General features: G+C 64.9%; 11 protein-coding genes. 3 read left to right on the top strand and 8 right to left on the bottom strand.

Annotated elements, in window-relative coordinates:
• Positions 1-23 precede the first annotated feature (23 nt).
• From NP3_RS16950 to rpmH, 8 genes are all read right to left on the bottom strand, one after another.
• A complete protein-coding gene (locus tag NP3_RS16950) occupies positions 24-1,052 on the bottom strand; it encodes a ParB/RepB/Spo0J family partition protein (protein WP_063042433.1) in 1,029 nt (342 codons plus the stop codon).
• Between the two features lie 25 nt (positions 1,053-1,077).
• The gene (locus tag NP3_RS16945) at positions 1,078-2,031 is read right to left on the bottom strand and encodes a ParA family protein (protein ID WP_245720979.1); all 954 of its coding nucleotides are present in this window, start codon (positions 2,029-2,031) and stop codon (positions 1,078-1,080) included.
• 616 nt (positions 2,032-2,647) lie between these two features.
• Positions 2,648-3,376, bottom strand: a complete 729-nt coding sequence (gene rsmG, locus NP3_RS16940; protein WP_063042429.1) for a 16S rRNA (guanine(527)-N(7))-methyltransferase RsmG — start codon at positions 3,374-3,376, stop codon at positions 2,648-2,650.
• 118 nt (positions 3,377-3,494) lie between these two features.
• A complete protein-coding gene (locus NP3_RS16935) occupies positions 3,495-4,013 on the bottom strand; it encodes a Jag family protein (protein ID WP_063042427.1) in 519 nt (172 codons plus the stop codon).
• 146 nt (positions 4,014-4,159) lie between these two features.
• Complete coding sequence (gene yidC / locus NP3_RS16930; RefSeq protein ID WP_063042425.1) at positions 4,160-5,257, bottom strand: membrane protein insertase YidC; 1,098 nt, start codon at positions 5,255-5,257, stop codon at positions 4,160-4,162.
• A gap of 4 nt (positions 5,258-5,261) precedes the next feature.
• Positions 5,262-5,615, bottom strand: coding sequence for a membrane protein insertion efficiency factor YidD (gene yidD / locus NP3_RS16925; RefSeq protein WP_063042423.1), 354 nt, complete (start codon positions 5,613-5,615; stop codon positions 5,262-5,264).
• On the bottom strand, positions 5,612-6,043 hold the full coding sequence (gene rnpA, locus NP3_RS16920; protein ID WP_063042421.1) for a ribonuclease P protein component: 432 nt from the start codon (positions 6,041-6,043) through the stop codon (positions 5,612-5,614). The genes yidD and rnpA overlap by 4 nt, the downstream gene beginning before the upstream one ends.
• Before the next feature lie 21 nt (positions 6,044-6,064).
• On the bottom strand, positions 6,065-6,208 hold the full coding sequence (gene rpmH / locus NP3_RS46770) for a 50S ribosomal protein L34 (RefSeq protein ID WP_083898281.1): 144 nt from the start codon (positions 6,206-6,208) through the stop codon (positions 6,065-6,067).
• Between the two features lie 618 nt (positions 6,209-6,826).
• Between rpmH and dnaA the strand changes: the two genes are divergently transcribed.
• The 3 genes from dnaA to recF all read left to right on the top strand — a co-directional run bounded on the left by dnaA (position 6,827) and on the right by recF (position 12,149).
• Positions 6,827-8,809 carry a chromosomal replication initiator protein DnaA gene (gene dnaA, locus NP3_RS16915; RefSeq protein ID WP_063042419.1) on the top strand — a complete coding sequence of 661 codons (1,983 nt, stop codon included), beginning with the start codon at positions 6,827-6,829 and terminating at the stop codon, positions 8,807-8,809.
• Positions 8,810-9,649: 840 nt separating this feature from the next.
• Positions 9,650-10,825, top strand: coding sequence for a DNA polymerase III subunit beta (gene dnaN / locus NP3_RS16910; protein ID WP_063042417.1), 1,176 nt, complete (start codon positions 9,650-9,652; stop codon positions 10,823-10,825).
• Between the two features lie 136 nt (positions 10,826-10,961).
• A complete protein-coding gene (gene recF / locus NP3_RS16905) occupies positions 10,962-12,149 on the top strand; it encodes a DNA replication/repair protein RecF (protein ID WP_063042415.1) in 1,188 nt (395 codons plus the stop codon).
• Positions 12,150-12,314: the final 165 nt, after the last annotated feature.

Genomic DNA, 12,314 nt, shown 5'->3' with positions numbered 1-12,314 from the left:
CACGGCTATTTTTGCCACTTCTGTCACTTGCCGAGCTGCTGCTGCTCCATCATGCCTACGATGCGTTCGAGGTCTTCGACCGAACCGAATTCGACAACGATCTTGCCCTTCCGCTTGCCGAGGCTCACGGTGACGCGAGTGTCGAAGGATTCCGACAGCCGCTCGGCCACATCCTGCAGACCCGGCATATGAATCGGCTTGCGCCGGGAGGCAGGGGGAGCGGCCGTATCCGGATCCCGGTTCGCCAGGGTGACGGCTTCCTCGGTGGCCCGGACCGACAATCCCTCGGCAACGATGCGGGCGGCGAGTACCTCTTGAGCGTCGGCGCCTGCCTCGAGACCGAGCAGCGCCCGGGCGTGTCCGGCGGACAGTACGCCGGCCGCGACCCGGCGCTGCACCGGGATCGGCAGTTTCAACAGGCGAATCATATTCGTCACCACCGGTCGGGATCGACCGATTCGGGTCGCCAATTCCTCATGGGTGACATCGAATTCCTCGAGCAGCTGCTGATAGGCCGCTGCCTCTTCGAGCGGGTTCAGCTGCACCCGATGAATGTTCTCCAAGAGAGCATCTCGCAGCATCGCATCGTCCGCCGTCTCGCGGACAATGGCCGGAATCGCCGCGAGCCCAGCCTCTTGGCAAGCGCGCCAACGACGCTCACCCATGACGATCTGATACTTGTCGACCCCGGGCTCCAGCCGACGCACCACGATGGGCTGCATCAGGCCGAATTCCTTGATGGAGTGCACGAGCTCGGCGAGCGCCTCTTCCTCGAAGACGTGGCGCGGCTGCTTGGGATTCGGTTCGATCTGCTCCGGCGGAATCTCGCGATAGGACGCGCCGCCATCCGACAACTGCTCATCGCTGGGGTCGGGGACCCGGTGCAGGAAGGCGGAAGCCGGTTGCGGTCCGATCGGATCGACGCCGATGACGACATTGGCTGCGGCGCTACCGAGTCCGGGTGCGGCACCGAGTCCCGGTGTGGCCGCCGGGCCCGTCGGAATCAACGCGGCAAGTCCGCGGCCTAGCCCGCCCTTTTTCGCCTGAGTCATCGGCTACCGACCCTTTCCTCGTTCGTCATTGCGCGCGCTCGGCGGCACCCGGCCGGATCACCGACCGGGAGGCCATCTCGCGACCGGCGTCCAGATAACTCATCGCACCCCGGGAGCCTGGATCATAATCGAGCACCGTCATGCCGTAGCCCGGCGCCTCGGAGACCTTCACACTGCGGGGAATGACCGACTTCAGCACCACATCGCCGAAGTGCCCGCGCACCTCCTCGGCGACCTGGTCGGCCAGCTTGGTCCGACCGTCGTACATCGTGAGAAGCACCGTCGACACGTGTAGTTCAGGATTCAGGTGCGCTTGCACCAGACCGATATTCCGGAGCAATTGACCCACACCCTCCAGCGCGTAGTACTCGCACTGGATCGGGATCAGCACTTCCTTAGCAGCAACCATTGCGTTGACGGTGAGGAGACCGAGCGACGGCGGGCAGTCGATCATGACGTAATCGATGTCGTACCCGGCGATATTGGCCTCCTGAATGGCGGCCTTGAGCCGCCCCTCCCTGGCCACCATGGAAACCAATTCGATCTCGGCGCCGGCCAGATCAATGGTCGCCGGGATGCACAGCAGACGCTCACTGTGCGGGCTCTGCTGAATCGCATCCATCACCGACACCTCGCCGATGAGGAGTTCATAGCTCGACGGAACACCCGAGTGATGTTCGATGCCCAGAGCGGTGCTGGCATTGCCCTGGGGATCGAGGTCGATCACGAGAACCGTCATCCCGGTATGCGCCAGGGCGGCCGCGAGATTCACGGCGGTTGTCGTCTTACCGACGCCCCCCTTCTGATTGGCGATGGTGATGATCCGTTGCTCGTGCGGTTTCGGCACTGTCACCTTTCCTGGATGCAATATCTGGCTTGCACGTTGGGCTTCGGCCGCTATCGGGGTCTCACTGGGGGAGATGTGCCCGAACGGTGTGCTTCCGAATGCCTCCGCATCCAAGGTGCTGGAGTCCAGCATCCCCGGCACGCGCGACGTTGTTTCCCGTGAAACATTCGCCGGACCGCTCGACATAGACAGCTCCTAACGCGAGAACCTCAGATCACGTGCACCCGACCGAATTCGGCGCCGTGTCATGACTAGCTGTGTCGGATCGAACTTGATGCTCAATCGGGACCGCGGCGCCCGATCGACGAGCGGAGCTCTCGCCGCTGCGACAAACCCACATCCCTCCGTGGCACCAACGCTCACGCCCGACGCTCACTAGCTTGCCAGCACTCAGCGCGATTAGAAAGCTGAATCGCGGCATCGCGCAAAGGACACGCGAATCTGCACCGAATCACATCGCCGCGAACAAGATTGACGTATCCAATTCGCCGTTTCACATGAAACATGAACTCCTGGACCGACACCGAGGTTCCGTTTCACATGAAACATCGGATACACCTCCGCGCCGCGGGCATCTCACGCCGGGCGCTCTCGTGTCCAATGAGCCTCGCGCAATGGGGATCATCGATTTCCCCATCCGGTGACACCGGATTCGAAACGTCACGTGAAGTTTCGGGTCGAAGTCCGCTGCGCCGCGGACGCCTAGACGCCTTGTTTCACATGAAACATTGCCGCGAATCGAGAACCGCTACTTCGATTTCCGCGCCGACCTTCCGGCCCGACGCGAGGGCCGCTCGGCACGCGGCAGCCGCTCGGCACTGATCACCAGAGTGGGGGTCGAGACGAGTCCAGCGCCGCATTCCAGAACGGTCGCATTTCCCGCGCCCGCCTTCGCTAAAGCCTCACCGTCGCGCTCGAGTTCCTCGGCCGCGCTGACTCCCTTCAGCGCGAGCATCCGTCCGTGATCACGCAACAGGGGCAGGGACCACTGCGCCAGCTTCGCCAGCGGGGCAACCGCGCGAGAGGTCACCACATCCGCACCGCCCGCTTCCTTCATCACGCCCGACTGCTCGGCCCGACCGCGTACCACGGTCACATCGAGTCCGGCCGCCTCGATGAATTCGCTCAGAAAGATGGTGCGACGCAACAGCGGTTCGACCAAGGTGATGCGGAGATCCGGGCGCGCGATCGCCAATGGGATTCCGGGTAGTCCGGCGCCGCTGCCGATATCGACCACGGTGGTGCCCTCCGCCATCAACTCACCAACCACCGCGCAGTTGAGAATGTGTCGATCCCATAGCCTCGGCACCTCACGGGGACCAATCAGTCCGCGCTCGACACCGGCAGCGGCGAGGGCGGCGCAGTACCGACGCGCGAGATCCAGCCGGTCTCCGAAAACCACCGCGGCCGCAGCCGGGGGCTCCAGCTCATTCGGCAACGCGGTGATGCCACCGAGATCTCGTTCCACGTGAAACATCCTTCCGAACTCGAGTCGATCAGTGCGGCAAATGGGCCGGGGAGGGGAGCGCATCCAAGACATAGAGAGGGCCTCCGGTCCGAAGACCGGAGGCCCTAATCCAATCACAGTGCGCGATTCAGGCAGGCACCACGACAACGTGCCGATTGGGCTCCACGCCCTCGCTCTCGCTGCTGACACCGTCGACAGCGGCGACGGCGTCGTGCACGATCTTCCGCTCGAACGGAGTCATCGGAGACAGCGGCTCCGGCTTACCGGATTCCAGCACCCGCTGCGCGGCGGCGGTGCCGAGTGCACTCAACTCCGAGCGGCGCTTGGCGCGCCAGCCCGCCACATCGAGCATGAGCCGACTGCGCACCCCAGTGGCCTGCTGCACGGCCAGCCGGGTCAGCTCCTGCAGTGCGTCGAGCACCTCGCCGTTTCGGCCGACCAGCTTCGAGAGATCCCGGCCACCGTCGATGCTCACGATGGCACGGTCACCCTCGACATCGAGATCGATATCCCCGTCGAAATCGAGCACATCGAGTAACTGCTCGAGGTAGTCGCCCGCGATTTCGCCCTCTTCGATGAGAGCTTCCTCGGCATCGTTCGCGGCCTCGGTGGATTCGGCCCCCGCTTCGGCTTCGCCGTTCACCATCGTCGTCGTCGCCACAGTGGCGTCCCCTCCGTCGGTTTCAACAGTCATTTGATTTCCTTCATCTGCTCATCGCGCGCGACCGGCGACCGGCGCCGATCGGAGAACGCGAACAGGGTTGCTCAGAGATCCCGCAGGCGCGCGGTGTGTCAGCGCCGTCGCTTCTGGTTGGGTCGCCCACGGTTGCCCGGTCGCTTCTGCCCGCCCGAGCGCCGCTGTCCCGCCTTGGTCGGGGACTTCGCGGTGCCGTTCGTAGACGGCGGCGCGTCAACCGCATCCACGGCGGTATCGGCATCCGCATCGACGGACGTCGCGTCGGAAGACGACTGCTTCTTCTTCACATTGACCGGTTTGGCACCAGGCTTCGGCGCGTTCTGGGCGCGCTGCTCCAGCTTCTGCTGCTTCTTGACTTCCTCTTCCTTCGCCATGCGGCCGAAGACGAGGTGCTGCTGTCCGTAGGTCCAGATGTTATTGGACACCCAGTAGAGCAGGATGGCGATCGGCAGGAAGGGGCCACCGACCAGCACGCCGAGCGGGAACACCCACAGCGCGAGCTTGTTCATCATGGCCGACTGCGGGTTGGCCGCGGCCTCCGGACTCTGCCGGGCAACTGAGGCGCGCGCGTTGAAATGCGTCGCCAGACCGGCGATCACCATCAGCGGAATCGAGACCAGCGCGATGCTCAGCTTGGTCGGCACACCACCGTAATCGGCGAAGGCCTGCAACTGGCTCGGCGGGCTGGTGATGTAGGCCGAGATGGGGGCGCCGAAGATACGGGCGCTGAGGAAGGACTGGACGTCGGTGGCGCTGAAGACATAGTTCGGCGTATGCGCATTGTCATAGGCCGACATACTGAGCTGACCGATGCCGGTGCCGGTGCGGTTGAACGAGCGCAGCACATGGAACAGCCCGAGGAAGACCGGCACCTGCGCCAGGATCGGCAAGCAGCCCATCAACGGGTTGAAGCCGTGATCCTTCTGCAGCTTCTGCATCTCGGTCGCCATCTTCTGGCGATCGTTCTTGTACTTCTTCTGCAGCTCCTTGATCTGGGGCTGCAGCTCCTGCATCTGCTTGGTGGTGCGCACCTGCTTGACGAACGGCTTGTAGAGCACCAGGCGCAACGTGAACACCAGGAACACCACGGCCAGTGCCCAGGTGAGTCCGTTGTCCGCGCCGAACGCGAACCCGAAGACCCGATGCCAGAACCAGAGGATCCAGGACACCGGATAATAAATGAAGTCGAGCACGGCTCTATGCACTCCCGTCGTTCGTATCGCCGATCACCGCGCGCGGTGATCCTTTACAAGCGTGTGGCGCCGACTCCTGCTGGTCGGCGGCTGACTCGTTCCGTTCGCGTGTTTTTCGCTCCGGAACGGGATCCCACCCACCAGGGTGCCAGGGTGCGCATTTCGCCAATCGCACGACCGTCAATCCGAGGCCGACAAACAGGCCACGGGTGCGTAACGCGGTCACCGCGTACTCGCTACAGGTCGGGGTGAAACGGCACACCGGCAGGCGCATGGGGGAGACATACGTCCGGTAGAGCTCGATCAGGAAGATCACCGTGTTCGCGGGTAGCCGAGCAACGGTGGAACGCGCACTCATCCCGCACCGGCCACGGTAGCCGATGGGCGGACGATATCGAGCTTGCGCAGCGCGCCACGCAGCTGGCGGAGCAACTCCGTCGCGTCGGCGGTGGCTGCGCCGGGCAAGGCGCGGATCACGATGTCGGTATCAGCGGGCAGCTCGGCGATCACCTGGCCGCACATATGACGCAGGCGGCGGGCTACGCGGTGACGAATCACCGCGTTGCCCACCGCCTTGCTGACAATCAATCCGAACCGCGGACCGCCCACGCGGACCAACGATCCGGCCTCAGCCGCATCGCTTCGTCGTCCACTCGCGCCCATAGTTCCGTCATACCCGTGCACGAGCGCGTGTACGACCAGATCTCGCCTCCCGATTCGCTGGCCGCGGCGCACCGTCCGGGAGAAGTCGGCACGATGATGCAACCGATACGGCTCAGGCAACACCCGAGCGTCCGAGAGCGAGGATCAGGCAGTGAGGGACTTGCGGCCCTTGCCGCGTCGCGCGGAAACGATGGCGCGACCAGCGCGGGTGCGCATCCGGAGACGGAAGCCGTGGACTCGCGCCCGACGACGGTTGTTCGGCTGGAACGTCCGCTTGCCCTTGGCCACGGTCAACACTCCTCGAGTAGGTGGGCGCCGTCCGGTGCCCAAAGCTTGTCGGTGATACGTCTTTGCGCGATGAATCGCGAGGTGGTCATCATCGATGCGCGTCGGTCCTGGCGCACGAGGTCGATACGACCTGACACGGTCAGCACAAGACCGCCACCGCACCAAGGGGTGACTGTACGAGGGTACTGATCGGCAAAGTGCGGGTCAAACTCGGCCCATCGGTCCCGAGGCCTGCATGGGGACGCCGCACCGGAGTCACGCATCCTGGGTATAACCGTGAGTTCGTCCACACCCCTAGCCGTCGACCCGCGCACCGGCCAGGGTACGTAGCCAGAAGATTGCTGCAGAACCGCAGGTCCACGTCGTATAGCGGCGGAGCGCAACCTCGTTTCACATTTCCCCAGGGTTCTCCACATCTGTGGATAATTGTGTGGAAAGACCCCTGGAGTGGCATATTCGTAGGGCCGACGGTGCCACGCCGCCGCCCGGATGGGGGACCCGGGCAGCGTCCGAACCGGTTACGGACGTACGCGGAATCACAACATCGACTCAGTCACGCCGATACTCCGCAGGCTCCGACCGTCTGCTCCTATCGCCTACTTCCGGGGAGGAAACTGCATGGACGACGAGCAGAACGTGTTGGCCACCGTGTGGCCGGAGGTGGTCGCCGAACTCACCACCGGCTCGGCCGATGGTGCCATCCCGCCGGTGTCCCGGGCACAGCAGGCCTGGCTGAAACTGGTCAAGCCGCTGACCGTGGCGCAGGGATTCGCCTTGCTCTCGGTGCCATCGTCGTTGGCCCAGGAGGCCATCGAACGCGATCTGCGGGAACCCATTCTGCGCTCGCTCGGCCGTCGTCTCGGTCCGCAGGTCGAGGGCCTCGGCGTCCGGATCGCGGCGCCGGCGACGCAGCCGACCGAACGCCCCGGCAATAACCCGCGTCACGCGCGCATGACGAGTCGGCCCGAGCGTGGCCGCGACAGCGGTCGCGGTCCGGCGGGCTATCCCGCCCCCGACTATCCCGGACGTAATGACTACGCCCCGCCGCGTTATGCACAGCACAACGATTACCCGGCGGCGCCCGAATACGCGCCGGGGCCGGAGTACTCGGCGGCACCCGACTATGAGGCCGCGCCCGAATACGCCGCGGGCCCACCCGAGTACCTGCCGGTGCCCGGATACGAAGTGGCGGGGGAGTACCCGACCGACGAATACCCGAGCCGTGGCGAATACCCGAGCCAGACCAACGGTGAACGGCATGAGCCGCCCGCGCCTCGTCGCGAATCCGGACTCCCGCCGCGACGTGATTCGGTGCCACCCGGCCAGGAGTCTCTGTTCAATCCGGAACCGACACCGGAACCGGTGCGGGCGCAGAGCCGCGCGCCGATGCGGGAGGCGGCATCGGCACGAGAATCCCGGCCGGGCACCGATCCGGCCATCGCGGCCGCGCACGAATCCGTCCGCGAGCCGATCTCGGACAACTCGCACGACGACGAACCCGTCGTCAATGTCCGCAATTCGTGGCCGACCTACTTCACCAAGTCGCAGGAGAATCCGGCGCCGTCGAATTCCTCGGCGAGCCTGAATGCCAAATACACCTTCGAGACCTTCGTCATCGGCGCGTCCAATCGGTTCGCGCACGCCGCGGCGGTCGCGATCGCGGAGGCGCCCGCGCGGGCTTACAACCCGCTGTTCGTCTGGGGCGCCTCGGGTCTCGGCAAGACCCATCTGCTGCACGCGGCCGGACACTATGCCCAGCGGCTGTTCCCCGGCATGCGGGTGAAGTACGTATCGACCGAGGAATTCACCAACGACTTCATCAACAGTCTGCGCGACGACCGCAAGGTGGCATTCAAGCGCCGCTACCGCGAGACCGACATTCTGCTGGTCGACGACATCCAGTTCATCGAGGGCAAGGAAGGTATCCAGGAGGAGTTCTTCCATACCTTCAACACCTTGCACAACGCCAATAAGCAGATCGTGGTGTCCTCCGACCGGCCGCCCAAGCAGCTGGCCACGCTGGAGGAGCGGCTGCGGACCCGGTTCGAATGGGGCCTGATCACCGATGTGCAGCCGCCGGAGTTGGAGACGCGCATCGCGATTCTGCGCAAGAAGGCGCGGATGGACCGGCTCGACGTGCCGCACGACGTGCTGGAACTGATTGCCAGTCGGGTCGAGCGCAATATCCGAGAGCTGGAGGGTGCGCTGATCCGGGTGACGGCCTTCGCCTCGCTGAACGGCCAGCCGTTGGATCTGCCGTTGGCCGAGGTCGTACTGCGCGACCTCATGCCGGATACCGCGACGCTGGAGATCAACGCGGCCACGATCATGGCCGTCACCGCCGAATACTTCAACACCACGCTCGAGGAGCTGACCGGGCCGGGTAAGGCCCGGCCGCTGGCCCAGGCCCGGCAGATCGCCATGTATCTATGCCGGGAACTAACGGATCTATCGCTACCCAAGATCGGCCAGGCCTTCGGTCGCGACCACACCACGGTCATGTACGCGGAGAAGAAAGTGCGCAAGGAGATGACCGAGCGGCGCCGCGTGTACGACCAAGTTCAAGAACTAACAGCCCGAATTAAACAGCGTTCGCGCTGACCGGCACTAACACCCCGGCACCGCCCCTGACCTGGGGCGGTGCTTTTTTATGCCCTGTGGACTCCTCGAGGAATTCTTGTGGAGTCCTCGAGGAAACTCCGAGTTGTGCACCGGTTCGTCCACAGGCTGTGCGGATGATCGTGGATCCATTGCTAACAGGGGTGGAATCAACAGAGTCCACAGCCGTATCCACACACAGCCCCTGACCAGCGATGGGCCCGGTCAGCGGCTTGGGGAATCCTCGAGGAGTCCGTGTGGAGTCCTCGAGGATTCCTCGAGCTGTCCACGATTCGGTGCACATGTGTGAACAACCTGGTGAATCAGGTGGAACAACTCGAGGAGCGCTCGAGGATGAATGGGGGACAAACCCGCAACGTCCACAACCCCCATCCGTTCATCCTCGAGTCACCCAGCGGTCATCCCCACCGCACCACGCCCCCGGACCTGCGGATTCGTCCGCAGTCCACAGATTCCACAGTGCCTACTACTACTTCAGTTCTTCTTCTTGAAGATCTCTCTTCAAAACAGGATGTGTGGAAAGTCGATCAGTGAGCATCGGCACCCGAGCCACTCGCCGAGACAAGCAAGGAGAAGAGGGGGCGACACATCCGCGCGATTCACCCGCACCTGTTCTCCTTGCTCGATATTTCGCAGCACGGATCGTGTTCGCTACACAGAACAACCGGAGGGTCGGACTAGGTTCAGCTGGCCCGGACGAGTACGGTTCAATGTCGGTCGCCTATGCCAGACTGCAAGGCGGCAGGTACAGCACCCCCTTTCGAGAATCAACGCTGACGAAGCCGACAGAGATCACGGAACCGGGAGAGGACAGAACGGGCGATGGAGCTGGCGAGTATGAAATTTCGGGTCGCCCGAGAGGATTTCGCCGAGTCCGTTGCATGGGTGGCACGAAGCCTCCCGTCGCGGCCTCCGGTCCCGGTGCTCGGCGGCGTACTGCTCGTGGCGGGCGAGGACGGGCTGACCGTCTCCGGCTTCGACTACGAGGTCTCCGCGCAGATGCGCGTCGCGGCCGAGGTCGCCGGACCTGGCGAGGTGCTCGTCTCCGGCCGACTGCTCGCGGATATCACCAAGGCGTTGTCCAATAAGCCGGTCGATGTCGCCATCGACGGCACCCGTGTGCTGATCACCTGCGGCAGTGCGAAGTTCTCGCTGCCGACCATGCCGGTCGAGGATTATCCCCAGCTGCCCGAGGTGCCGCAGCAGACCGGCGAGCTGAGCGTCGATGTCTTCGCCGAGGCGGTCGGCCAGGTGGCGGTCGCCGCCGGACGCGACGACACGCTGCCGATGCTCACCGGCATCCGGGTCGAGATCGAGGGACCGCAGGTCGTGCTCGCGGCCACCGACCGATTCCGGTTGGCGGTCCGGCACATCGAATGGCAGCCCGCCCGCACCGATATCGAGACTTCGGTGCTGATTCCGGCCCGGACACTGTCGGAGGCCGCGAAGACGCTGGGCCCCTCCGATGCTCCCGTACAGCTTTCGCTCGGCACCGGCAGTGGCGCGGACGGTCTGCTCGGCATCGTGAACGCGGGCCGCCGGACCACCACCCGGCTGCTCGATGCGGAATTCCCCAAGTTCCGCCAATTGCTCCCCAAGGAGCACACCTCGATCGCCACCCTCCCGGTCGCCACGTTGACCGACGCCATCAAGCGCGTCGCGCTGGTCGCCGAGCGCGGTGCACAGGTGCGGCTGGAATTCACCGACGAGGGGCTGCTGCTCTCGGCGGGCGGCGATGACGCGGGTCGCGCCGAGGAGTGGCTGGAGGCCGAATTCCGCGGCGAGTCACTGACAATCGCGTTCAATCCGGGCTACCTCATCGACGGCCTCTCCGCGCTGCACGCCGATCGGGTCACCTTCGGCTTCACCACGCCGAGCCGTCCCGCAGTGCTGCTGCCCGCGAGCGATGAGGAACCCAAGGTGACGGAATCCGGTGCGTTCGTCGCACTGGAGAGCCCGTACATCTACCTGTTGATGCCGGTTCGGTTGCCGGGCTGAGCATCGGCGGCGATGCGATTTATCCACAGTTCGTCCACAGACAGTGGATGGACCACAAGATGTTGTGGTTTGCGCCCGATTCGTCGCCCGCAGCGGCAGAAAACGGCGATGACGACGGCCGGAGCGGAGTAGACGGGTGTTCATCCGGACGCTGTCACTGCGCGACTTCCGCTCCTGGGAGCACGCCGAGCTCGAATTATCCCCAGGCCGAACGGTTTTTCTGGGGGCGAATGGCAACGGCAAAACGAACCTGCTCGAGGCGGTCGGTTACCTCGCCACCCTGGGCTCACATCGGGTCGCCGCCGACGCACCGCTGATCCGTATCGGTACCGAACGCGCCAGGATCGGCGCGACCGTCGTGAACGCGGGCCGCGAACTGCGCATCGATCTCGAATTGAACCAGGGCGCCGCGAATCGTGCGCAGATCAACCGATCTCCGGTGCGCAGGCCGCGAGAAATCCTCGGCATTCTGCAGACGGTGCTCTTCGCACCGGAGGACCTCGCCTTGGTCCGCGGCGATCCGGGTGAACGGAGGCGCTTCCTCGACGAGTTGTGCACAGCCAGGTTGCCGCGGCTGGCCGCCGTGCGCGCCGACTACGACCGGGTGCTGCGACAGCGCTCGGCCCTGTTGAAATCCGCTGGGCGCCAAGCCCGCTCGAAGGCGGAGCTCAGCACCCTGGATGTATGGGACGGGCATTTGGCGACCCACGCCTCGGTGCTGCTCGCACAGCGACTGCGCCTGGTGCACGATATGTATCCCTATCTCGCACAGGCGTACTCGTCGATCGCGCCCGAATCACGCCCCGCCGCAATCGGCTACCGCAGCGCGAGCCTGCCGCCGGAATTCCTGGACCCCGCGCGCGCACCGCAGCCCGATGACGTCGAGGCGCTGGAGGCGAATATGCTGCGCGAACTGGCGGCGGCGCGGCCGAAGGAATTGGAGCGCGGGGTCTGTCTGGTCGGCCCGCACCGCGACGATCTGGATCTGATGCTCGGCACTGCCCCTGCGAAAGGCTTTGCCAGCCATGGTGAGTCGTGGTCGTTCGCACTGGCGCTGCGGCTCGCGGCCTTCGAACTGCTGCGCGTCACCGGCGCCGAACCGGTCCTGCTGCTCGATGACGTCTTCGCCGAACTCGATCGCCGCCGACGCACGGCGCTCGCCGAGGTTGCGGCCGGTGCCGAACAGGTGCTGATCACCGCCGCGGTCCCCGAGGACGTGCCCGTGGAACTTTCCGCGGTTCCGCTCCGGGTTGAAACGAACGGCGGTGCGGACGGCCGCATCTCCCGAATCGCCGACCGGGAATCCGACGCCGCCACCGGTTGATTGGGCACCGTCGGATCCCTGTCGCGTCGGTAAGATCAGCGCCGATTGCAATGCGACGCGTCGGCAACCAGCGCGCGAACGGCGGGGAGAGAGGCGGACCTCGTGAGCGAGCGTCAGCGAGTGAACCATCAGCACAGCGCGCAATCGCGCACGGCGGAGCTGAGC

The sequence above is a fragment of the Nocardia pseudovaccinii NBRC 100343 genome (assembly GCF_001613225.1).
In the GTDB taxonomy this organism is placed as follows: domain Bacteria; phylum Actinomycetota; class Actinomycetes; order Mycobacteriales; family Mycobacteriaceae; genus Nocardia; species Nocardia pseudovaccinii.
Note: the sequence above shows the minus strand (reverse complement) of the source record. Positions and strands in the feature narration are given on the sequence as shown.

What these genes read in the sequence shown, in the direction of transcription:
- NP3_RS16935 (WP_063042427.1), bottom strand. Translation starts at nt 4,013, where the DNA reads ATGGTGAACGGCGAAGCCGAAGCGGGGGCCGAATCCACCGAGGCCGCG.
- NP3_RS16945 (WP_245720979.1), bottom strand. Translation starts at nt 2,031, where the DNA reads ATGCTGGACTCCAGCACCTTGGATGCGGAGGCATTCGGAAGCACACCG.
- yidD (WP_063042423.1), bottom strand. Translation starts at nt 5,615, where the DNA reads ATGAGTGCGCGTTCCACCGTTGCTCGGCTACCCGCGAACACGGTGATC.
- dnaN (WP_063042417.1), top strand. Translation starts at nt 9,650, where the DNA reads ATGGAGCTGGCGAGTATGAAATTTCGGGTCGCCCGAGAGGATTTCGCC.
- dnaA (WP_063042419.1), top strand. Translation starts at nt 6,827, where the DNA reads ATGGACGACGAGCAGAACGTGTTGGCCACCGTGTGGCCGGAGGTGGTC.
- rsmG (WP_063042429.1), bottom strand. Translation starts at nt 3,376, where the DNA reads ATGTTTCACGTGGAACGAGATCTCGGTGGCATCACCGCGTTGCCGAAT.
- NP3_RS16950 (WP_063042433.1), bottom strand. Translation starts at nt 1,052, where the DNA reads ATGACTCAGGCGAAAAAGGGCGGGCTAGGCCGCGGACTTGCCGCGTTG.